Genomic DNA, 21,620 nt, shown 5'->3' on the forward strand with positions numbered 1-21,620 from the left:
CGCCCCCATGTCAGCCGACAACGTCAAATTTCCAAGGATCTGAATGAGCGCGCTTGAAACCAGCAATCTGGGCATGGTGCCCATGGTCATCGAACAGTCGGGCCGCGGTGAGCGCGCCTACGACATCTACTCGCGCCTGCTGCGCGAGCGCATCATCTTCCTGGTCGGCCCGGTCAACGACGCGGTCGCGAACCTGGTCGTCGCGCAGCTGCTGTTCCTGGAGAGCGAGAACCCCGACAAGGAAATCTCGCTGTACATCAACAGCCCCGGCGGCAGCGTGTCGGCCGGGATGTCGATCTTCGACACCATGCAGTTCATCAAGCCCGAAGTCTCAACGCTGTGCATGGGCATGGCGGCCAGCATGGGCGCCTTCCTGCTGGCGGCCGGCGCCAAGGGCAAGCGCTTCTCGCTGCCCAACGCCAAGGTCATGATCCACCAGCCGCTGGGCGGCGCGCAGGGCCAGGCGACCGATATCGAGATCCATGCGCGTGAAATCCTGAAGACGCGAGAGGCTTTGAACCGCATCCTGGCCGAGCGCACCGGCCAGACGCTGGAGAAAATCCAGTCGGACACCGAGCGTGACTACTTCATGTCCGCGGCCGAGGCCAAGGATTACGGACTGATCGACCAGGTGCTGGAGCACCGCCCGTAAGTCGTGTGGGGCTGTAACAAGCCCCTGGATTCGCAGCGGAATCGGGGCCCTTATCCCCACAAGGGCCCCGAGATCGTTTGGACTATCATCATTCAGGCACCCCGCCTGATTTCTGGCATCTCCCGAGCAGACCCATGGCCGACAAAAAAGGCACCTCCAGCGAAAAAGTTCTGTACTGCTCGTTCTGCGGCAAGAGCCAGCACGAGGTCAAGAAACTGATCGCCGGTCCGTCCGTGTTCATCTGCGACGAGTGCATCGAACTCTGCAATGACATCGTCCGCGACGAGATCCCGGCGCCCGAACCTGCGGCGCGTGCGGGCAAGTCCGACCTGCCCACGCCCAGCGAAATCAAGACCAGCCTGGACAACTACGTCATCGGCCAGGACGTCGCCAAGCGCACGCTGGCCGTGGCGGTCTACAACCACTACAAGCGCCTGCGCCACATGGCGGCGACCAAGGATTCGGTCGAGCTGTCCAAGAGCAACATCCTGCTGATCGGCCCCACCGGCTCCGGCAAGACGCTGCTGGCGCAGACGCTGGCGCGCCTGCTGAACGTGCCGTTCGTGATTGCCGATGCGACGACGCTGACCGAAGCCGGTTACGTCGGCGAGGACGTCGAGAACATCATCCAGAAGCTGCTGCAGAACTGCAATTACGACGTCGAGCGCGCGCAGCGCGGCATCGTCTACATCGACGAGATCGACAAGATCTCGCGCAAGGCCGACAACCCGTCCATCACGCGTGACGTGTCGGGCGAGGGCGTGCAGCAGGCGCTGCTCAAGCTCGTCGAAGGCACGATGGCCTCGGTGCCCCCGCAGGGCGGCCGCAAGCACCCGAACCAGGACTTCCTGCAGATCGACACGACCAACATCCTGTTCATCTGCGGCGGCGCGTTCGACGGCCTGGAGAAAGTCATCCAGAACCGCAGCGAGAAGTCCGGCATCGGCTTCGGCGCGACCGTGAAGAGCAAGACCGACAAGAAGGTCGGCGAGGTCTTCCGCGAGTGCGAGCCCGAAGACATCATCAAGTTCGGCCTCATTCCTGAACTGGTCGGCCGCCTGCCCGTCGTCGCGACGCTTGGCGAACTGACTGAAGACGCGCTCGTGCAGATCCTGACCGAGCCCAAGAACGCGCTGGTCAAGCAGTACCAGCAGCTGTTCGAGATGGACGGCGTCGAGCTGGAGATCCGCAAGCCCGCGCTGGCCGCCATCGCCCGCAAGGCACTGGCGCGCAAGACCGGCGCCCGCGGTCTGCGTTCCATCATGGAACAGTCGCTGATCGACACCATGTTCGACCTGCCGACGCTGGACGGTGTCGAGAAGGTCGTGCTGGACGAACACAACATCGAGGACGCCACGGCACGTCCCTTGCTGGTTTACCGCGAACAAAAGGCCAGCGCGTAAACCGCCACCAAGCCCTCCAACTTGCAATCGCCCCCTCAGGCCGCACATCGGCCTGAGAAAGAGAGGTCTTCATGTCCGGACATCCCATCCTCCCCGCCGACCCGATCACGCTGCCGCTGCTGCCGCTGCGTGACGTGGTCGTGTTCCCGCACATGGTCATCCCGCTGTTCGTCGGGCGTCCCAAGTCCATCAAGGCGCTGGAAGCCGCGATGGAAGCCGGCCGCCAGATCATGCTGGTGGCCCAGAAGGCCGCCGGCAAGGACGAGCCCAAGCCCGAAGACATGTTCGAGGTCGGCTGCGTCTCCAGCATCCTGCAGATGCTGAAGCTGCCCGATGGCACCGTGAAGGTGCTCGTCGAAGGTCTGCAGCGCGCCACCACCAGCTCCATCACCGAGCCGGGCGAGCACTTCGTGGCCGAAGTGACACCCATCCCGCCCGAGACCGAGCACGCCCCTGAAGTCGAAGCCCTGCGTCGCGCCGTCACGCAGCAGTTCGACCAGTACGTCAAGCTCAACAAGAAGATCCCGCCCGAGATCCTCACGTCCATCGGCGGCATCGATGATCCGGGCCGCTTGGCCGACACCATCGCCGCCCACCTGCCGCTCAAGCTCGACGCCAAGCAGGCCGTGCTGGACCTGGCCGACGTGGCCAAGCGCCTGGAAAAGCTGCTCGACCTGCTCGAGCACGAGGTCGACATCCTTCAGGTCGAAAAGCGCATCCGCGGCCGCGTCAAGCGCCAGATGGAGAAGAGCCAGCGCGAGTACTACCTGAACGAGCAGGTCAAGGCCATCCAGAAGGAGCTGGGCGACGGCGAAGAAGGCGCCGACATGGAGGAGCTGGAGAAGAAGATCCTCGCCGCCAAGATGCCCAAGGAAGCGCGCAAGAAGGCCGACGCCGAGCTGAAGAAGCTCAAGCTGATGTCGCCCATGTCCGCCGAAGCCACGGTGGTGCGCAACTACATCGACACCCTGGTCAACCTGCCCTGGAGCAAGAAGACCAAGATCAAGCACGACCTCAAGAACGCCGAGGACGTGCTGAACGAAGACCACTATGGCCTCGAGAAAGTCAAGGACCGCATCCTTGAATATCTCGCGGTGCAGCAGCGCGTGGACAAGGTCAAGGCGCCCATCCTGTGCCTGGTCGGCCCTCCGGGCGTCGGCAAGACCTCGCTCGGCCAGAGCGTGGCGCGCGCGACCGGTCGCAAGTTCATCCGCATGGCGCTGGGCGGCGTTCGCGATGAAGCCGAGATCCGCGGCCACCGTCGCACCTACATCGGCTCCATGCCGGGCAAGGTGCTGCAGTCGTTGACCAAGGTCGGCACGCGCAACCCGCTGTTCCTGCTCGACGAGATCGACAAGCTGGGCATGGACTTCCGCGGCGACCCGTCGTCGGCGCTGCTGGAGGTGCTGGACCCCGAGCAGAACCACACCTTCGGTGACCACTACATCGAGGTCGACTTTGACCTGTCCGATGTGATGTTCGTCGCCACATCGAACTCGATGAACATCCCGCCGGCCCTGCTGGACCGGATGGAAGTGATCCGTCTGTCGGGCTACACCGAGGACGAGAAGGTCAACATCGCGCAGACCTACCTGCTGCCCAAGCAGCGCAAGAACAACGGCGTGCTGGACGAGGAGCTGGAAGTCACCGAGTCGGCCGTGCGTGGCGTGATCCGCTACTACACGCGGGAAGCCGGCGTGCGCTCGCTCGAGCGCGAGATGTCCAAGATATGCCGCAAGGTCGTCAAGGGCATCCAGCTCAAGACCTACGACAGCAAGGTCGTCGTCACGGAGGACAACCTCCACGACTTTCTCGGCGTGCGCAAGTACGACTTCGGTCGTGCCGAGAAGAAGAACCAGGTCGGCCAGGTCGTCGGCCTCGCGTGGACGGAGGTGGGCGGCGACCTGCTGACCATCGAAGCCACCGCGATGCCGGGCAAGGGCAACATCATCCGCACCGGCTCGCTGGGCGATGTGATGAAGGAGTCCGTCGAGGCCGCTCGCACCGTGGTGCGCTCGCGTGCTCGCCGCCTGGGCATCAAGGACGAGGTGTTCGAAAAGCGCGACGTGCACGTGCACGTGCCTGATGGCGCCACGCCCAAGGACGGCCCGAGTGCCGGTGCCGCGATGACCACTGCCTTCGTGTCTGCACTGACCGGCATCCCGGTTCGCGCGGACGTCGCGATGACCGGCGAGATCACGCTGCGTGGTGAAGTCACCGCCATCGGTGGCTTGAAGGAGAAGCTGCTCGCGGCCCACCGCGGCGGCATCAAGACCGTGATGATCCCGGAAGAGAACGTCAAGGACCTGCAGGACATTCCGGAGAACGTGAAGAACCAGCTCGAGATCGTGCCGGTGCGCTGGATCGAGCGCGTGCTCGAAGTGGCCCTGGAAGCCGCGCCGACGCCGCTGCCCGACGAGGAGGTTCCCGTTGCCGCGGCCAAGCCGGAAGAAGGTGCGGCCAAGAGCACGGTGGTGCCTCACTGAAAGAGCAGGTTGGGTTGTGCTGCACGTCAAAAATGCAGTACACTCCCAGCTTCGCTAGATCGCTAAAACGATTTGGCGGCAATTGCAGAATGATTGCGCAAGCGATCACTCAGGCAATGCGGGTGTAGCTCAGTTGGTAGAGCGCAACCTTGCCAAGGTTGAGGTCACGAGTTCGAGCCTCGTTACCCGCTCCAGTTAGTCAGAAGGGAAGCCCCGGCTTCCCTTTTTCGTCAAGGTCGCACCAACGGCTTTGATTTGGGTTTTACGGCGGCGCGATAGCAAAGCGGTTATGCCCCGGATTGCAAATCCGGTTAGTCCGGTTCGACTCCGGATCGCGCCTCCAAAACAAACACCATGCGGGTGTAGCTCAGTTGGTAGAGCGCAACCTTGCCAAGGTTGAGGTCACGAGTTCGAGCCTCGTTACCCGCTCCAGTAAAAATCGGTCGCACCGATGTTTGGCACACCAAGGCCAGGCGAAATGCGCGGGTGTAGCTCAGTTGGTAGAGCGCAACCTTGCCAAGGTTGAGGTCACGAGTTCGAGCCTCGTTACCCGCTCCAAATTCACGGGAGATTCGAGCAATCGAGTCTCCCGTTTTCTTTTGTGCGGCCCGGATAATCCGCCCGCCGCCCGGGTGGCGAAATCGGTAAACGCAGCGGACTTAAAATCCGCCGCCTCGAGAGGGGCGTACGGGTTCAAGTCCCGTCCCGGGCACCACGCATCATCGTTCGCCGGTCAAGGCGAATGCTGCATCAAGCGAAAGTGTTGATATTGCGGCCGATGTTGCCCTGTGTTGCCAGGACCGGCTGCTGCGGCAGGGCATTGAGCAGTTCGACGGCGCCTGCGGCCTGCATGTCCAGGGCCTTCCTGAGCACCAGGACGCTGGCGGCAGACTGGACGGTGCCGGGCGTGCCGTTGGAAGCGCTGTTGACGGCCGCACTGACGCCGGTGGAAATGGCGATGTTCATATCTCGCGTATCGACGATTCCCGCGCCGGCTTGAGTGCCGGATTCACATAGTTACCTGCCAGCGCCGTACGTCGGGTGCCTGCCAGCCCAGCACGCGCTCTATCCAGCTGCGCAAGGCGTCCGGGTCGCCGCTGGTCTCGATATGGAGTGCGGGCGCTTCTGAGCCTGGCCTCCACAAGTCCACGGCCCGGCGGGCCACCGCGGTTTCAATGCGCAGCAGCCTGACGTCGGCGCCCAGCGCCGCCTGCCACAGCGGCTCGATCAGCGGGTAATGCGTGCAGCCCAGCAGCGCCGTGTCAACGCCCGCGGCGCGCAGCGATGCGCAGTGCTGCTCGACGAGCGTCCGCAGCGCGGGGCTGCCCAGGTCGCCGGCCTCGATGTGATCCACGACGCCCGGGCAACCCTGCACGATGACCTCACGATCACCCACGTGCCGTCCGATCAGCGCGCGCAGTCGTTCGCTGACCGCCGTGGCCGGTGTGGCCAGCAGGCCGATCCGGCCGTTGCGGGTCGCTGCAACGGCAGGCTTGATGCCGGGCTCGGTGCCGACGAAGGGCAGGGTGGGCCAGCGCGCTCGCAGCGCTTCGATGGCGTGCGCCGTGGCGGTGTTGCAGGCGACGACGATCAGCTCGGCGCCGCGTGAGATCAGGTGTTCGGTGATCGCGAAGCTGCGCGCGCGGATCTCATCCGGACCGCGGCCGCCGTAGGGCGCATAGGCCGTGTCGGCCAGGTAGCGCAGCCGGGACATGGGCAGCAGTGCCTGCAGTTCGCGTAGCACCGTGAAGCCGCCGACGCCGGAGTCGAAAACGCCGATCTCGCGGCGTGTTGAGGGGTCAATCTGCATGGAACGCGGCAGTCTAGCTTCGCGATTCGAGAGGCCTCTCCAAAAAGTCTTTCATCGACAGCTTCGGACCTCTGGCTAGAATCGAACGATCGTGCTTTTTTAAGCGCGGCTCCGCGGCGAGCGCCCCGTAGAATCCGATTAACGTTTACGTCAATTCGAGCTGGAGTTTTCGATGAAGGTCTTGGTCCCTGTCAAACGTGTCGTGGACTACAACGTCAAGGTGCGCGTCAAGAGCGACGGCACGGGCGTGGATATCGCCAACGTGAAGATGTCGATGAACCCCTTCGACGAGATCGCCGTCGAAGAGGCCGTGCGCCTGAAGGAGAAAGGCGCCGTCACCGAGGTGATCGCCGTGTCCTGCGGCGTCACGCAATGCCAGGAAACGCTGCGCACCGCCATGGCCATCGGCGCGGACCGCGCCATCCTGGTCGAGACGGCTGAAGAGCTGCAACCGCTGGCCGTCGCCAAGCTGCTGAAGGCGCTGGTGGATAAGGAAGGCCCGAGCCTGGTCATCCTGGGCAAGCAGGCCATCGACGACGATTGCAACCAGACCGGCCAGATGCTGGCCGCGCTGACCGGCATGCCGCAGGGCACATTCGCCTCCAAGGTCGAAGTGGCCGGCGACAAGGTCAACGTGACGCGTGAAGTGGACGGTGGCCTGGAGACCGTGGCCTTGAGTCTGCCGGCCGTCGTGACGACCGACCTGCGCCTGAACGAGCCGCGCTACGTGACGCTGCCCAACATCATGAAGGCCAAGAAGAAGCAGCTCGACATCGTCAAGCCGGCCGACCTGGGCGTGGACGTGGCGCCGCGCATCAAGACACTGAAGGTCAGCGAGCCACCCAAGCGTGGTGCCGGCGTGAAGGTGGCCGACGTCGCCACGCTGGTGGCCAAGCTGAAGACCGAAGCCAAGGTCATCTAACTGAATCCCGGAGACATTGAGATGACCGCACTCGTCATTGCCGAACACGACAACGCCTCCATCAAGGGCGCCACGCTGAACACCGTCACCGCCGCCGTCGCCCTGGGTGGCGACGTGCACGTGCTGGTGGCCGGCCACAACGCCGCTGCCGCCGCGGCTGCGGCCGCGCAGATTGCCGGCGTCGCCAAGGTGCTGCACGCCGACGCCGCCGCGCTGGCCGAAGGCCTGGCCGAGAACGTCGCCGCGCAAGTCATCGCGCTGGCTTCGAGCTACAGCCACATCCTGTTCCCCGCCACCGCCTCGGGCAAGAACGTCGCGCCGCGCGTTGCGGCGCTGCTGGACGTGGGCCAGATCAGCGACATCACCAAGGTCGTCAGCGTCGACACCTTCGAGCGCCCCATCTACGCTGGCAACGCCATCGCAACGGTGCAGAGCGCCGACGCGACCAAGGTCATCACCGTGCGCACGACCGGTTTCGACCCGGCGGCTGCCACCGGTGGTTCGGCCGCCGTGGAGTCCGCCGCCGCGGCAGCCGACAGCGGCAAGAGCAGCTTTGTCGGCCGTGAGGTCACGAAGAGCGACCGCCCCGAGCTGACCGCCGCCAAGATCATCGTGTCGGGAGGCCGCGCGCTGGGCTCGAACGACAAGTTCATGGAAGTGCTGACGCCGCTGGCCGACAAGCTGGGCGCCGCGCTGGGCGCTTCGCGCGCCGCCGTCGATGCCGGCTATGCCCCGAACGACTGGCAGGTCGGCCAGACCGGCAAGATCGTCGCGCCGCAGCTGTACATCGCCGCCGGCATCTCCGGTGCCATCCAGCATCTGGCCGGCATGAAGGACTCCAAGGTCATCGTCGCGATCAACAAGGACCCGGAAGCGCCGATCTTCTCGGTGGCCGACTACGGCCTGGAAGCCGATCTGTTCACGGCCGTGCCTGAACTCGTCAACGCGCTGTAAACCGACGCCGATCACCGCCGGGCGCCCCGACCGTCGTCGCGGCGCCCTTTTTGTTTCCGCCAGGAGGAACAAATGAGTTACCAAGCTCCCGTCAAGGACATGCTTTTCAACATCCAGCACCTGGCCGGTCTGGATTCGCTAACCCAGCAAGTGCCCGCATTCGCCGACTTCGGCCTGGACACCGCCGCCGCCGTGCTGGAGGAGTGTGCCAAGCTGACACAGGACGTCATCGCGCCGCTGAACTTCGAGGGCGACAAGAACCCGTCGTCGTGGAAAGACGGCGTGGTCACGACAACGCCCGGCTTCAAGCAGGCCTTCCGCGCTTACGCCGAAGGCGGCTGGCAAGGCCTGGTGCACCCGACCGAGTTCGGTGGCCAGGGTGCGCCCAAGACCATCGCTGCGGCCTGCAACGAGATGCTGCAGTCGGCCAACATGAGCTTCGCGCTGTGCCCGCTGCTGACCGACGGCGCCGTCGAGGCGCTGCTTACCGCGGGCAGCGACGAGCAGCGCTCGGTCTACATCCCCAAGCTGCTGGACGGCTCGTGGACCGGCACGATGAACCTGACCGAGCCGCAGGCCGGCTCGGACCTGGCGCTGGTGCGCACGCGCGCCGAGCCGCAGGGCGACGGCACCTACAAGGTCTTCGGCACGAAGATCTTCATCACCTACGGTGAGCACGACATGGCCGAGAACATCGTCCACCTCGTGCTGGCCCGCGTGGCCGGCGCGCCGGAGGGCGTGAAGGGCATCAGCCTGTTCCTGGTGCCGAAGTTCCTCGTGAATGCCGACGGCTCGCTCGGCGCGCGCAACGACGCGCACTGCGTGTCCATCGAGCACAAGATGGGCATCAAGGCCAGCCCGACGGCCGTGCTGCAGTTCGGCGACCACGGCGGCGCCATCGGCCAGCTCATCGGCGAGGAGAACCGCGGCCTGGAGTACATGTTCATCATGATGAACGCGGCCCGGTATGGCGTGGGCCTGCAGGGCATCGCCATCGCCGATCGCGCCTATCAAAAGGCCGTGGCCTACGCGAAGGACCGCGTGCAGTCGCGCCCGGTGGACGGCAGCAAGCCTGGCAGTGCCACCATCATTCACCACCCCGACGTGCGCCGCATGTTGATGACGATGCGCGCGCTGACGGAAGGGTGCCGTGCGATGGCCAGCACCGCCGCCGCGGCGTTCGACGCGGCGCACCACCATCCCGACGCCGACGCGCGCAAGCAGAACCAGGCGTTCTACGACTTCATGGTGCCGCTGGTGAAGGGCTACAGCACCGAGATGAGCCTGGAGGTCACGTCGCTGGGCGTGCAGGTGCATGGTGGCATGGGCTTCATCGAGGAGACCGGTGCGGCGCAGTACTACCGCGACGCCAAGATCCTGACCATCTACGAAGGCACGACGGCCATCCAGGCCAACGACCTGGTGGGCCGCAAGACCTCGCGCGACGGCGGCCAGCTGGCGCGCGGCATCGCGGGCCAGATCGAAGTCACCGAAAGCGAACTGGCCCAGCGCGACAGCGCAGCAGCCAAGGCCGTGCTGAAGGCGCTGCGCGCCTCGCGCGAAGATTTCCTCGCCGTGGTCGACTTCATCGCTGCGTCGGCCAAGGGCAACCCCAACGCCGCCTATGCCGGCTCGGTGCCCTACCTGATGCTGGCGGGCAACCTGGTCGCCGGCTGGCAACTGGCTCGCGCGCTGCTGGCCGCGGAAGACGCGTTGGCGACTGACAAGGCCTTCATGGCCGCCAAGATCACCACCGCGCGCTTCTATGTCGAGCACATCCTGCCGCGCACCGCGTCGCTGCGGGCTGCCATCGTGGACGGTGCCGACAGCGTGACTGAGCTGAGCCTTGAAGCTTTCTGACGGAGACATCCCCTTGGCATTGCCCGACATCCTGAAGAACCTGCCGCTGCCGGTCATCGGCTCGCCGCTGTTCATCATCAGCAACCCCAAGCTCGTCATCGAGCAGTGCAAGGCCGGCATCGTCGGCTCCATGCCGGCGTTGAACGCGCGTCCGGCCGAACTGCTGGACGAGTGGCTGGCCGAGATCACCGAGACGCTGGCCGCCTACAACCGCGCCAACCCGGACAAGCCGGCGGCGCCGTTCGCGATCAACCAGATCGTGCACAAGAGCAATGAGCGGCTCGAACACGACATGCAGGTGTGCGCCAAGTACAAGGTGCCCATCGTCATCACCAGCCTGGGCGCGCGCGAGGACGTGAACGCGGCCGTGCACAGCTGGGGCGGCATCGTGCTGCACGACATCATCAACAACAAGTTCGCGAGGAAGGCCATCGAGAAGGGCGCCGACGGCCTGATCGCCGTGGCGGCCGGCGCGGGCGGCCATGCAGGCGTGAAGAGCCCGTTCGCGCTGGTCCACGAGATCCGCGAATGGTTCGACGGCCCGCTCGCGCTGTCGGGCTCCATGGGCACGGGCGACGCCATCCTGGCCGCGCAGGCCATGGGTGCGGACCTGGCCTACATCGGCTCAGCTTTCATCGCGACCGAAGAAGCGCGCGCCAGCGACGAGTACAAGCAGATGATCGTCGCCAGCAACAGCGACGACATCGTCTACAGCAACCTGTTCACCGGCGTGCACGGCAACTACCTGCGCGGCTCTGTGGTCGCGGCGGGCCTGGACCCCGAGAACCTGCCCGAGAGCGATCCGAGCAAGATGAACTTCGGCGGCGGCGCGGCCAAGGCCTGGAAGGACATCTGGGGCAGTGGGCAGGGCGTGGGTGCGGTCAAGGCGGTGGTGCCGGCGGCGGAGCTGGTGGCGCGCCTGAAGCGCGAGTACGCCGCGGCGCGCACGCGACTGGCGCTGAATTGATTCGTTAGCTCACGCAATCCGCCAAACGGCCGCCCTCGGGCGGCCGTTTGCTTTGGTGGGTTTCCTGTCCCGGATGTGGGCGACGCCATGAAAACGGCTCGCACGGGTTATCCATGAAACCGCTTTCTCGGTGCTCCCATGAGGATGCCGGCCAAAACTGAAAGCGCTTTCATGTTGCTTTTCAGTTGGCGGCCTGACCCGGCAGCGGCTGCCTGCCGGGTGCGATGTAGGCCTTCGCAGCCGGGACGCCGGCCCTGTGGACATCACGCGTTGGGGCCTCTGACTGACCCGCACCACAGCGGGCGAAGGAGACGAAGGTGAATCTTGTTTTGCGTTGCTTGCGCCTGTTCGGCGTGTGCTGGCTGATGGCCCTCGGGCTGCTCGGCACGGCGCCGGCCCTGGCCCAGGACTACACCCAGGGTGTGGAAGTCAGCGGCACCACCGCGACGATCTGGTTCAAGTCCAATGTGTCGACCAGCTGGGTTGATGCGCACTACAGCGTCAACAACGGCCCGCAGCAGAACGTGCGCATGGCGGCCGCCAACGGCCGCTACGAGCAGAAGGTGACGGTCGCCAGCGGCAACGTCATCGGCTACTGGTTCACCTACAACAACGGCACGCCGGCGTACGACACGCCGCGCTTCAGCTACACGGTCAATGGCAACACGGCCACCGGCCCGGTGTGCTTCTTCGCCGACGTGAACTACACCGGCGCCAGCACCTGCGTGAGCGCCGATTCGAGCTGGATTGGCACAGCCTGGAACGACCGCGTGTCGTCGGTCAAGGTGCAGTCCGGCTACCGCGCGACGCTGTTCAACGACATCAACTACGGCGGCACGTCGCTGGCGCTGACCGGCGATGAGCCCAACCTCGTCAACCGCGGCTTCAACGACCTGACCTCGTCCTACCGCGTGGCCACCAACGGCGGCAGCTGGAACGGCCGCACGACGTTCAACATCGTCAACCAGACCAATGGCCGCTGGGGCGACGACCAGGTCTACTGGGCCATCATCGGCCGCGACTGGTCCACCGGCCGCTTCGTGCGCGTGGATGCGGCGGGCAACCTGATCCCGATGTCCACCGCCGACAACGGCGCGCTCAGCAAGGGCGGCGTCACCTACACGAACTACTTTCACCGCCTGAGCAGCACGCGCTCGGTGACCATTCCGCCGCTGGACTCGGCGCGCATCATGCTGTCCGTCGGTTCGCCGATGTACATCCGCGTGGTCGTCGACGGCAACGGCAACATCGGCTATGCCGGCGCCAACATCGAGAACCCGACCGACCCCAACATCGACGTCTACTTCGACTTCGGCGAGATGGCCATCCTGCCGCCGGGCCATGCCAACCAGGGCATCTTCATCAACACGACGCGCGTGGACCATTTCGGCTTCCCGCTGAAGCTGCGCGTGCAGGGCCTGGGCGGCTTCGACCAGACCGTCGGCGAGGCGCTGGCCGAGACGCGCGAGCAGCTGTTCAGCCGCTTCCAGGCCGAGACGCCCGCACCGTTCCGCCCGCTGGCGCAGGCGCCCCACGCGCCGTACCGCATCATTGCGCCGGCCCATGCGACGTTCAAGCCGGGCCAGGCCAACGCCAACTACCTGCAGCCCTACATCGACGCGATGTGGGCCCGCTACCGCAACGAGGACCTGGTCTTCACGCTGCAGAACCTGGGCACCTTCCGCGGCCGCATCAGCGGTGACCGCTTCATCTTCACGGGCGGCTCGCCGGCCGGGACCTTCTACATCAACGGCAAGCCCGACACGGCCATGGTGCTGCTGGGTGCGGGCCTGTTGGCGGATGCCAGCGGCAACCCGACCAACACCGGCACGCAACTGCAGATCCAGGCGCAGATCTGCGCCGCGCTGAACCGCCATGTGATGCACACGCCGGCCAACTGGTACGTGCAGGATGCCCACCACCCGGCGGGCCAGCTCAGCAATTGGTACTCCAAGTTCTGGCACGACCACAGCATCAACCGCAAGGCCTATGGCTTCGCGTACGACGATGTGGGCGACTTCAGCCCGTCCATCCACACGTCGGCACCGACCGTGGTGACATACACCATCGGTTGGTAAGGCGCGGCAGCGCCCATGAACAAGGCCCCGCATGCGGGGCCTTTCTGTTGGGCCGTGTCCGCGCTCAGCGCTTGTGGATGCGCCAGACGGGCAGCGTCCACCCCGTCCACAGCGCCAGCGCGCGCAGCAGCACGGTGGCCGCGGCCGCCGCGCTGATGGCTGCCCATTGCGGCGCCTCCAGCCGCACCGCGGCCACGACGACCCAGCCGCCCACGAAGCTGCACAGCGCGTAGGGCCGGTGGTCGTTGAACGCGGCCGGGATCTCGTTGCAGACGATGTCGCGCAGCACACCGCCGAAGGTGGCGGTCACCACGCCCATCAGCACCGCGACGATGGCGGGCATGCCGGCCTGCAGCGCGATCCAGGCGCCGTTGGCCGTGAACAGGCCCAGGCCCAGCGCGTCGGGCCATTCAATGGCGCGCTCGGTCAGCGCCAGGTGGCGGCGGCGCAGGAACAGCATGGCGCCCAGGGCCAGCGCCATCAGCGCCCACAGCCAGTCGGCATGCTCCACCCAGAAGAAGGGGCGGCGGTCCAGCAGCACGTCGCGCAGCGTGCCGCCGCCGAAGGCCGTCAGGCCCCCGACGACGCACAGGCCCACCACGTCCAGTTGCTTGCGCGCACCGGCCAGCAGACCGGACAGCGCGAAGGCCAGCGTCGCGGAGATCTCGACGACCGACTGGATCGTCGAGAAGTTCAGCGTGGGAGGCCTCAAGTGCCCGTCTCCACGGTGCATTCGGGCCGAGCGCCGGGCCGCTCCCAAGCCGGTCTGCCCTGGCGATGTGCTCGCGGCTCAACGCCGCGAGCATTGCCGTCCCCACGGGGGACCGACCAGGCGCGCCCGCCTTCAGCGCGGCGTGACTGGGCGAGGGGCTTCACTTCACCGTGGCCCAGCGCGCCTGCGGTGCGTCGTTGGCGGAGTGCGGAATGGTCACGCCGGCCTTCATCGCCCATGGCCGCACCTGGTGGTGGATGGGGATGAACAGCAGCTCGTCGCGCGTGCGCTTGAGCGCGTCCTGCATCAGCGCCAGGCGCTTGGGCACGTCGGTCTCGACCTTCATCTGCTGCACCAGCGCATCCACCTGCGCGTCGGCGACGCGCGAGTAGTTGCCCTTGCCGTCGGCACCGCTGGTCTTGGTGTGCACGATGTCCTGCAGCGTGTACTGCGCGTCAAACGTGGTCACGCCCCAGCCGTACATGTACAGCGGGAACTCGAAGCGCTGCAGGCCGGCGGAATGCTGCGTCATCGGCTGCGTCGACAGCTTGGCCTTGATGCCGATCTTGGACCACATGACGACGACGGCCTGGCAGATCTCCTCGTCGTTCACGTAGCGGTCGTTGGGGCAGGCCAGCGGGGTCTCGAAGCCGTTGGCGTAGCCGGCATCGGTCATCAGCTGCTTGGCGCGTGCCACGTCGGGCTTGGACACGACGTCCAGCTCCTGCGACCAGCCATAGGCCACCGGTGCCACCATCAACGCGGCCGGGATGGACAGCCCGCGCATCAGCGTGCGCTTGATGGCCTCGCGGTCGATGGCCAGCGACATGGCCTCGCGCACGCGCTTGTCCTTGAACGGGTTCTTGCCCTTGATGTTGCTGCCCTTGATCTCGTCGCTGCCGAGGTCCAGCGCGAAGAAGATGGTGCGGTTCTCGGGGCCGTCGATGACCTTGAGCCGCGGGTCGGCCTTGAGCTTGGCGACGTCCTGCGGCGGCAGGTCGGTCAGCAGGTCCACGTCGCCCGACAGCAGCGCGGCCACGCGCGTGGCGTCGGACTTGATCGGCAGGTAGATGACCTCGGAGATGTTGCCCTTGGGCTTGTCCCACCAGTCCTTGTTGGCGGCCATGACGATGCGCTGATCCGGCGTCCAGCTGGTCAGCCGGTAGGGGCCGGTGCCCATCGCGTTGCGCGAGGCGAAGGTGTCTTCCTTGGCTTTGAAGTCCTGCGGGTTCTCGACCTTGTTCTTGACCGCCCAGGCCTTGCTCATGATGCGCACATAGGTCAGGTTGCGCAGCAGCACGGGGCTGGGGCCGTCGAGGATGAAGTCCACCGTGTGGCTGTCGATCTTCTTCACCTCCTTGATGCCGGAGGCGTAGATGATCGTGTTGCTGGCGGGGTGCTTGATGCGCTGCAGGCTGAACACCACATCGTCGGCCGTGAACGGCGTGCCGTCATGGAACTTGACGCCCTTGCGCAGTTCGAAGCGCACCTGAGACGGCGACACGAAGGTCCATTTGGTGGCCAGCGCGGGCTCGACGTCGAACTTCTCCGTGTAGCGGGTCAGGCTCTCGTAGATGTAGCCCGAGATCGTGGTCGTCGCGGAGTGGTTCTGCGAGTGCGGATCCAGCGTCTGGATGTCGTTCTGCGCGGCCCAGCGCAGCGGGTTGGCAAGGGCGGGGGCGGTCGCGGCGAGCGACGCGCACACCAGAAGCGCGGCGGTGGCCTGGCGCAGTTTCATCGGCGGTCCTCCTGGGTTAGGAGTCCGCATGATCGCCGAAACCGGGGTGCTATTTGATCGACGTGTAGCGCGCCTCGAAGTAGTCGTTGGATCGGTGCAGCGTTTCCACGCCCTTCTTCATCGCCCAGGGCCGGATCTGGTGGTGGATGGGCACGAACAGGAACTCGTCGCGGATGCGCAGCAGCGCCTCCTTGATCAGTGCGTTGCGCTGGGGCACGTCGGGCTCGAACTTGATCTTCTGGATCAGCTCGTCGAGCCTGGTATCGCTGACCTTGCCGAAGTTGAAGTTGCCGTCCGCGCCATTGGTGCGCGTGTGGCCCCAGGCCTGCATGCCGTACAGCGCGTCGTAGGTGGACACACCCCAGCCCAGCATGAAGAACGGCGATTCGTGGCGCTGGAAGGTCTGGCTGTGCGTGGCGAAGGGGGCGGCCACCAGCCGCGCCCTCACGCCGATCTTGGCCCACATGGACACCGCCGCCTGGCAGACCTGCTCGTCGTTGACGTAGCGGTTGTTGGGGCAGTGCAGCGGCAGCTCGAAGCCGTTGGGGTAGCCGGCGTCGGCCAGCAGCTTCTTCGCCCTGGCGGTGTCGGCCTTCAGCGGCTTGTCCAGCGCGGCGTCGTAGCCGTTGACGCCGGGCGCGATCATCAGCGCCCCCGGCACCGACAGCCCGCGCATGATGCTGCGCTTGATGGCCTCGCGGTCCAGCGCCAGGTTCATCGCCTCGCGCACGCGCTTGTCCTTGAACGGGTTCTTGCCCTTCACGCTGGACTCGCGCAACTCGTCGCTGCCCTGGTCCATGACGAAGAACACCGTGCGGATCTCGGAGCCCTCCAGCAGCTTGACCTTGCCTTCCTCCTTCAGCTTGAAGAAGTCCTGCGGCGGGATGTCGGTGACGAGGTCCACATCGCCCGACAGCAGCGCCGCCACGCGCGTGGGCGGGCTCTTGATGGGCAGATAGCTCAGCTCGGTGACATTGCTGGGGTTCTTGTCCCACCAGTCGGCGTTGGCCACCATCTTCACCACCTGGTCGGGCTGCCAGATGACGAGCTTGTACGGCCCGGTGCCGTTGGCGTTGCGCGACGCGTAGTTCTCTTCCTTGGCCTTGTAGTCCTGCGTGCTGGTCGTCTTGTTCTTCTCAGACCAGACCTTGCTCATGATGGGGAAGCTGATGATGTTCTGCAGCAGCATGGGCGTGGGCGCTTCCAGCATCACGTCCACCGTGTGGTCGTCGATCTTCCTGATCTCCTTGATGCCCGACACATAGGTCTGCTTGGTGCCCTGCGGCTGCGTGATGCGGCCGAAGCTGAACACCACGTCATCGGCCGTGAACGGCGAGCCGTCGTGGAACTTCACGCCGCGGCGCAGCTCGAAGCGCACCTGCGTCTGCGACGTGTACGTCCACTTGGTGGCCAGCGAGGGCTCGGGCCGGTAGTTCTTGCCCAGCCGCGTGAGCCCCTCGTAGATGTGGTTGCCGATGGCGTTGGACGTGTTGTGGTCCTGCGAATGCGGGTCCAGCGTCAGGATGTCGTTCTGCGCGGCCCAGCGCAGCGGCGCGGCGTGAGCGCCGATCAGGGTCAGTGCGGCCAGCAGGGGCAGCAGTCGCAGCAGCGGCTTCATTCGGCATCCTTGTGACTTGGGTGCCGAAAATCCTAGTCGTGTCCTTCGCCTTTCCCGCTAGGGCCAGCCCCAACTTCCAGTGAGCAATCGCAACCGCTGCCCGATGAGATCCAGCGCTTGACGAGCCAGCCGCCAACCTTGCCGATCAAGCCGCTGGGTTGTGCCGTCAGCGCGCCGCACACATAGCGTGCACCGTCCCATTTCACCGCGACGCAGGCGCCGCTCAGACGCCGGCTCAGCAGCACGCCCAAAGGGCAGGGTTCGGCCAGGCAGCAGACGCCGCAGCCGTTGCAGATGGCCCCGACGGCCGGCTTGGGCGGCGCGTCGGGGTGGATCTCGATGATCCGCTGGGTCAGGTCTTCACGCCCAGCTCGCGCAGGCGCTCGTTCAGATAGGCGTCCGCCGTGTAGCGATCGCTCAGCACGACGTTGTCGCGCGGATGCAGGAACAGCGGCAGCGACACGCGGCTCTTCTTCGCGCCTTCGCCGGTCGGGTTCACGACGCGGTGCTGCGTCGACGGGTAGTAGCCTTCCGAGGCTTCCTGCAGCATGTCGCCGATATTGATGGTCAGCGTGCCGAAGTCGCAGGGCACGTCATGCCAGGCGCCGTCGGTACCCAGCACCTGCAGCCCCGGCTCGTTGGCCGCAGGCAGGATGGTCAGCAGGTTGATGTCGCCATGCGCGGCGGCGCGCAGCGAGCCCTCGGGTTCCAGCCCGGTCAGCGGCGGGTAGCGCAGCACGCGCAGCAGCGTCTTGGTGCTGCCCTTGATCATGTCGGACAGCGGCTCGCGGTACTTGGCCGCAATCTCCGGCGGCGTGTACTTCTCGACCCAGCCCAGCAGCTCCTCGGCCAGCGCGTTGGCCTCGCGGTAGTAGGTGAGGGCGTCTTCCTTCAGCTGGGGCGGGATTCGGCCCCAGGGGTAGATGTGGAAGTACTCCTTGATGTCCTTCTGCTTGGAGCCCTTCGCGGTTTCGGAAATCTCGGTTGAGAACCAGCCGTCCTGCGTTTCCTTGGAGAACGCGTAGGCGTCCTTGCCGTCGCCGTTGAAGAAGGCCAGCCAGTCGGCATAGATCTTCTCCACCAGGGCCTGGCGGATGGGGTGGTTGGTCAGCACGCCGAACCCGGTTTCATGCAGGGAACGGGTGAACTTTTCGGCCGCGTCGGGCGCGCGGTAGTCGACGACCTGGACTTGCATTTGGGATCTCCTGAATGTCCCGGCGCAGCCATTCAATCGCGGGGCTGACGCGGGCGCAAGTTTACGAGGCAGTCAAACTTTCGCTGGCCTGATCGGTGAACTTTGTCGCATCCCCGCCCCCTTGTCGGGCAAACCCGCAGTGCTAGAGTTCGGGCCCTGATGGAACTCGTCTGTTACTCAGAGGGCCTGCACCGGCATGGGCTGGCCTTTCGAGCAGCGGAGGGGTTCCTGGTCCTTCCCGTCCCTTTTGCTGTTGCCATTGGTGGCAGCGAAGGTGGGTCGCAATCCGCCAACCGGTCGAGCCGTGTCGCGGAAGGTTCTTCAACCAGCCAACTCCCTGGAAACCGGGGCATGAGGTGAGCGAAAGATGATGCAGCAATACAGGTCGAACTCCTACCTGTTCGGTGGCAATGCCCCGTATGTGGAGGAGATGTACGAGGCCTACCTCGACAACCCGGGCTCCGTGCCCGACAACTGGCGCGATTACTTCGACGCCCTCCAGCACGTTCCCGCCGTCGACGGCAGCGAGTCCCGTGACGTGGCCCATGCGCCGGTCATCGAGTCCTTCGCGCAGCGTGCCAAGGCCAACGCCTTCGCCAACAAGGCCTCCAGCGCCGATCTGGCCGTCGCCCGCAAGCAGGTGCACGTGCAGTCGCTGATCGCGGCGTACCGCTTCCTCGGCAACCGCTGGGCGGAGCTGGACCCCCTAAAGCGCGCCGAGCGCCCCAAGATTCCCGAACTCGACCCCGCGTTCTACGACCTGACCGAGTCCGACATGGACATCTCGTTCAGTGCCGTGAACAGCTACTTCGGTGGCGAGACGATGACGCTGCGCCAGATCGTGCAGGCGCTGCGCGAGACCTACTGCGGCTCCATCGGCTCCGAGTTCATGCACGGCTCCGACCCGGCCGAGAAGCGCTGGTGGCAGGAGCGCCTGGAGAAGTCGCGCAGCAAGCCCGCCTTCAGCGCCGAGAAGAAGAAGGCCATCCTGGAGCGCCTGACGGCCGCCGAGGGCCTGGAGCGCTACCTGCACACCAAGTACGTCGGCCAGAAGCGTTTCTCGCTGGAAGGCGGCGAGAGCTTCATCGCCGCGATGGACGAGCTGATCAAGCGTGGCGGCGAGCGCGGCGTGCAGGAGATCGTCATCGGCATGGCCCACCGCGGCCGTCTGAACGTGCTGGTCAACACGCTGGGCAAGATGCCGGGCGACCTGTTCGCCGAGTTCGAGCACAAGGCTGCCGAGGACCTGCCCGCCGGTGACGTGAAGTACCACCAGGGCTTCAGCTCCGACGTGTCCACGCCTGGCGGCCCGGTCCACCTGTCGCTGGCCTTCAATCCGTCCCACCTGGAAATCGTCAACCCGGTCGTCGAAGGCAGCGTGCGCGCTCGTCAAGACCGCCGTGGCGACACCGAAGGCGTGCAGGTGCTGCCCGTTCTGGTGCACGGCGACGCGGCCTTTGGCGGTCAGGGCGTCGTGCAGGAAACGCTGGCGATGGCCCAGACCCGCGGCTACCGCACGGGCGGCACGGTGCACATCGTCATCAACAACCAGATCGGCTTCACCACCAGTGACCCGCGCGACCTGCGCTCGACCTGGTACTGCTCCGACGTCGTCAAGATGATCGAGGCACCGGTGCTGCACGTGAACGGCGATGACCCCGAGGCGGTCGTCTACGCCACGCAGCTGGCCATGGACTACCGCGCCGAGTTCAAGAAGGACGTGGTCCTGGACATCGTCTGCTTCCGCAAGCTGGGCCACAACGAGCAGGACACGCCCGCGCTGACGCAGCCGCTGATGTACAAGAAGATCGGCGCCCACCCCGGCACCCGCAAGGTCTACGGCGACAAGCTGGTGGCCCAGGGCGTGCTGACGGCCGAAGGCCCTGACGAGATGGTCAAGACCTATCGCGCCGCGATGGACGAAGGCCGCCACACCGTCGACCCGGTGCTGACCAACTTCAAGAGCAAGTTCGCCACCGACTGGTCGCCCTTCCTGGGCAAGAAGTGGACGGACAGCTGCGACACCGCCATCCCCGCCACCGAGTGGAAGCGCCTGGCCGAGAAGCTGACGACGCTGCCCAAGGACTTTGCCGCCCACAACCTGGTCGCCAAGCTCTACGGTGACCGCGCCGCGATGGGCCGTGGCGAGACCAACATCGACTGGGGCATGGGCGAGTCCATGGCCTTCGCGTCGCTGGTGGCCTCCGGCTACCCGGTGCGCCTGTCGGGCGAGGACAGCGGCCGTGGCACGTTCACGCACCGCCATGCCGTGCTGCACGACCAGAACCGCGCCAACTGGGACGCCGGCACCTACATCCCGCTGCAGAACGTCGCCGAAGGCCAGGCCCCGTTCGTCGTCATCGACTCGATCCTGTCGGAAGAGGCGGTGCTGGGCTTCGAGTACGGCTACGCCGCCGCCGAACCCAACACGCTGACCATCTGGGAAGCGCAGTTCGGCGACTTCGTCAACGGCGCGCAGGTCGTCATCGACCAGTTCATCGCCTCCGGCGAAGTGAAGTGGGGCCGCTCCAACGGCCTGACGATGATGCTGCCGCACGGCTACGAAGGCCAGGGCCCCGAGCACAGCTCGGCCCGCCTGGAGCGTTTCATGCAGCTGGCCGCGGACAACAACATGCAGATCGTGCAGCCCACGACGGCCTCGCAGATCTTCCACGTGCTGCGTCGCCAGATGCTGCGCATGTTCCGCAAGCCGCTGGTCATCATGACTCCCAAGAGCCTGCTGCGCGCGAAGGACGCCACGTCCCCGCTGGCCGAGTTCACGAAGGGCGAGTTCAAGACCGTCATCGGCGAGCGGGACGACAGCTTCGTGGCCGACAAGGTCAAGCGCGTCATCGTCTGCTCGGGCAAGGTCTACTACGACCTCGTCAAGGCACGTGCTGACAAGAAGGCCAATGACGTCGCCATCGTCCGCGTCGAGCAGCTCTATCCGTTCCCGCACAAGGCCTTCTCGACCGAGCTCAAGAAGTACCCGAACGCGACCGACATCGTCTGGTGCCAGGACGAGCCGCAGAACCAGGGCGCCTGGTTCTTCGTGCAGCACTATGTGCACGAGAACATGCTCGAAGGCCAGAAGCTGGGCTATGCCGGCCGTGCCGCCAGCGCCAGCCCGGCCTGCGGTTACGCCCACCTGCACCAGGAGCAGCAGAAGGCGCTGCTGGATCAGGCGTTTGCCAAGCTCAAGGGCTTCATCCTCACCAAATAAGA

Annotated in this window: 15 protein-coding genes and 5 tRNA genes; 14 read left to right on the plus strand and 6 right to left on the minus strand. The window is 65.7% G+C overall.

What is annotated here, in order from left to right; all coding sequences use genetic code 11:
• Positions 1–43: 43 nt before the first annotated feature.
• The 8 genes from clpP to J2X21_RS02835 all read left to right on the plus strand — a co-directional run bounded on the left by clpP (position 44) and on the right by J2X21_RS02835 (position 5,256).
• On the plus strand, positions 44–652 hold the full coding sequence (clpP, locus tag J2X21_RS02800) for an ATP-dependent Clp endopeptidase proteolytic subunit ClpP (protein ID WP_310324592.1): 609 nt from the start codon (positions 44–46) through the stop codon (positions 650–652).
• A 134-nt stretch (positions 653–786) separates the two neighbouring features.
• The gene (gene clpX, locus J2X21_RS02805; protein ID WP_310324594.1) at positions 787–2,055 is read left to right on the plus strand and encodes an ATP-dependent Clp protease ATP-binding subunit ClpX; all 1,269 of its coding nucleotides are present in this window, start codon (positions 787–789) and stop codon (positions 2,053–2,055) included.
• 71 nt (positions 2,056–2,126) lie between these two features.
• Positions 2,127–4,541 (plus strand): endopeptidase La, encoded by a 2,415-nt coding sequence (gene lon / locus J2X21_RS02810; RefSeq protein WP_310324596.1) that lies wholly within the window; start codon positions 2,127–2,129, stop codon positions 4,539–4,541.
• Between the two features lie 118 nt (positions 4,542–4,659).
• Positions 4,660–4,735 (plus strand) — tRNA-Gly (locus J2X21_RS02815).
• 75 nt (positions 4,736–4,810) lie between these two features.
• Positions 4,811–4,884, plus strand: a tRNA-Cys gene (locus tag J2X21_RS02820).
• Positions 4,885–4,897: 13 nt separating this feature from the next.
• Positions 4,898–4,973: transfer RNA gene (locus J2X21_RS02825), tRNA-Gly, on the plus strand.
• A 50-nt stretch (positions 4,974–5,023) separates the two neighbouring features.
• Positions 5,024–5,099: transfer RNA gene (locus J2X21_RS02830), tRNA-Gly, on the plus strand.
• A 68-nt stretch (positions 5,100–5,167) separates the two neighbouring features.
• Positions 5,168–5,256: transfer RNA gene (locus tag J2X21_RS02835), tRNA-Leu, on the plus strand.
• A 35-nt stretch (positions 5,257–5,291) separates the two neighbouring features.
• On the opposite strand, the gene J2X21_RS02840 is transcribed toward J2X21_RS02835, so the two are convergent.
• The gene (locus J2X21_RS02840; protein WP_310324597.1) at positions 5,292–5,507 is read right to left on the minus strand and encodes a YjfB family protein; all 216 of its coding nucleotides are present in this window, start codon (positions 5,505–5,507) and stop codon (positions 5,292–5,294) included.
• Positions 5,508–5,550: 43 nt separating this feature from the next.
• Positions 5,551–6,351 carry a glutamate racemase gene (gene murI, locus J2X21_RS02845; RefSeq protein ID WP_310324599.1) on the minus strand — a complete coding sequence of 267 codons (801 nt, stop codon included), beginning with the start codon at positions 6,349–6,351 and terminating at the stop codon, positions 5,551–5,553.
• A gap of 172 nt (positions 6,352–6,523) precedes the next feature.
• On the opposite strand from murI, the gene J2X21_RS02850 reads away from it, so the two are divergent.
• The 5 genes from J2X21_RS02850 to J2X21_RS02870 all read left to right on the plus strand — a co-directional run bounded on the left by J2X21_RS02850 (position 6,524) and on the right by J2X21_RS02870 (position 13,132).
• On the plus strand, positions 6,524–7,273 hold the full coding sequence (locus tag J2X21_RS02850) for an electron transfer flavoprotein subunit beta/FixA family protein (protein ID WP_310324601.1): 750 nt from the start codon (positions 6,524–6,526) through the stop codon (positions 7,271–7,273).
• A gap of 21 nt (positions 7,274–7,294) precedes the next feature.
• Complete coding sequence (locus tag J2X21_RS02855) at positions 7,295–8,227, plus strand: electron transfer flavoprotein subunit alpha/FixB family protein (protein WP_310324603.1); 933 nt, start codon at positions 7,295–7,297, stop codon at positions 8,225–8,227.
• 72 nt (positions 8,228–8,299) lie between these two features.
• Positions 8,300–10,087, plus strand: a complete 1,788-nt coding sequence (locus tag J2X21_RS02860; RefSeq protein WP_310324605.1) for an acyl-CoA dehydrogenase — start codon at positions 8,300–8,302, stop codon at positions 10,085–10,087.
• A 13-nt stretch (positions 10,088–10,100) separates the two neighbouring features.
• Positions 10,101–11,054 (plus strand): NAD(P)H-dependent flavin oxidoreductase, encoded by a 954-nt coding sequence (locus tag J2X21_RS02865; protein ID WP_310324607.1) that lies wholly within the window; start codon positions 10,101–10,103, stop codon positions 11,052–11,054.
• A 317-nt stretch (positions 11,055–11,371) separates the two neighbouring features.
• Positions 11,372–13,132, plus strand: coding sequence for a beta-1,3-glucanase family protein (locus J2X21_RS02870; protein ID WP_310324609.1), 1,761 nt, complete (start codon positions 11,372–11,374; stop codon positions 13,130–13,132).
• Between the two features lie 64 nt (positions 13,133–13,196).
• Here the strand turns inward: J2X21_RS02870 and J2X21_RS02875 are convergent, their stop codons facing one another.
• The 4 genes from J2X21_RS02875 to J2X21_RS02890 all read right to left on the minus strand — a co-directional run bounded on the left by J2X21_RS02875 (position 13,197) and on the right by J2X21_RS02890 (position 18,395).
• A complete protein-coding gene (locus J2X21_RS02875; protein ID WP_310324611.1) occupies positions 13,197–13,844 on the minus strand; it encodes a trimeric intracellular cation channel family protein in 648 nt (215 codons plus the stop codon).
• 160 nt (positions 13,845–14,004) lie between these two features.
• On the minus strand, positions 14,005–15,582 hold the full coding sequence (locus tag J2X21_RS02880) for an ABC transporter substrate-binding protein (RefSeq protein WP_310324613.1): 1,578 nt from the start codon (positions 15,580–15,582) through the stop codon (positions 14,005–14,007).
• Between the two features lie 49 nt (positions 15,583–15,631).
• The gene (locus J2X21_RS02885) at positions 15,632–17,200 is read right to left on the minus strand and encodes an ABC transporter substrate-binding protein (RefSeq protein ID WP_310324616.1); all 1,569 of its coding nucleotides are present in this window, start codon (positions 17,198–17,200) and stop codon (positions 15,632–15,634) included.
• 352 nt (positions 17,201–17,552) lie between these two features.
• Positions 17,553–18,395, minus strand: a complete 843-nt coding sequence (locus J2X21_RS02890) for an isopenicillin N synthase family dioxygenase (RefSeq protein ID WP_310324619.1) — start codon at positions 18,393–18,395, stop codon at positions 17,553–17,555.
• A 367-nt stretch (positions 18,396–18,762) separates the two neighbouring features.
• Between J2X21_RS02890 and J2X21_RS02895 the strand changes: the two genes are divergently transcribed.
• Positions 18,763–21,618, plus strand: a complete 2,856-nt coding sequence (locus J2X21_RS02895; RefSeq protein WP_310324621.1) for a 2-oxoglutarate dehydrogenase E1 component — start codon at positions 18,763–18,765, stop codon at positions 21,616–21,618.
• Positions 21,619–21,620: the final 2 nt, after the last annotated feature.

It is taken from the genome of Roseateles asaccharophilus (genome assembly GCF_031458115.1).
Classification (GTDB): Bacteria; Pseudomonadota; Gammaproteobacteria; order Burkholderiales; family Burkholderiaceae_C; genus Pelomonas; species Pelomonas asaccharophilus_A.

Coding starts and splice junctions, on each gene's coding strand:
- clpP (WP_310324592.1), top strand. CDS start 44: ATGAGCGCGCTTGAAACCAGCAATCTGGGCATGGTGCCCATGGTCATC.
- clpX (WP_310324594.1), top strand. CDS start 787: ATGGCCGACAAAAAAGGCACCTCCAGCGAAAAAGTTCTGTACTGCTCG.
- lon (WP_310324596.1), top strand. CDS start 2,127: ATGTCCGGACATCCCATCCTCCCCGCCGACCCGATCACGCTGCCGCTG.
- J2X21_RS02840 (WP_310324597.1), bottom strand. CDS start 5,507: ATGAACATCGCCATTTCCACCGGCGTCAGTGCGGCCGTCAACAGCGCT.
- murI (WP_310324599.1), bottom strand. CDS start 6,351: ATGCAGATTGACCCCTCAACACGCCGCGAGATCGGCGTTTTCGACTCC.
- J2X21_RS02850 (WP_310324601.1), top strand. CDS start 6,524: ATGAAGGTCTTGGTCCCTGTCAAACGTGTCGTGGACTACAACGTCAAG.
- J2X21_RS02855 (WP_310324603.1), top strand. CDS start 7,295: ATGACCGCACTCGTCATTGCCGAACACGACAACGCCTCCATCAAGGGC.
- J2X21_RS02860 (WP_310324605.1), top strand. CDS start 8,300: ATGAGTTACCAAGCTCCCGTCAAGGACATGCTTTTCAACATCCAGCAC.
- J2X21_RS02880 (WP_310324613.1), bottom strand. CDS start 15,582: ATGAAACTGCGCCAGGCCACCGCCGCGCTTCTGGTGTGCGCGTCGCTC.
- J2X21_RS02885 (WP_310324616.1), bottom strand. CDS start 17,200: ATGAAGCCGCTGCTGCGACTGCTGCCCCTGCTGGCCGCACTGACCCTG.
- J2X21_RS02890 (WP_310324619.1), bottom strand. CDS start 18,395: ATGCAAGTCCAGGTCGTCGACTACCGCGCGCCCGACGCGGCCGAAAAG.
- J2X21_RS02895 (WP_310324621.1), top strand. CDS start 18,763: ATGATGCAGCAATACAGGTCGAACTCCTACCTGTTCGGTGGCAATGCC.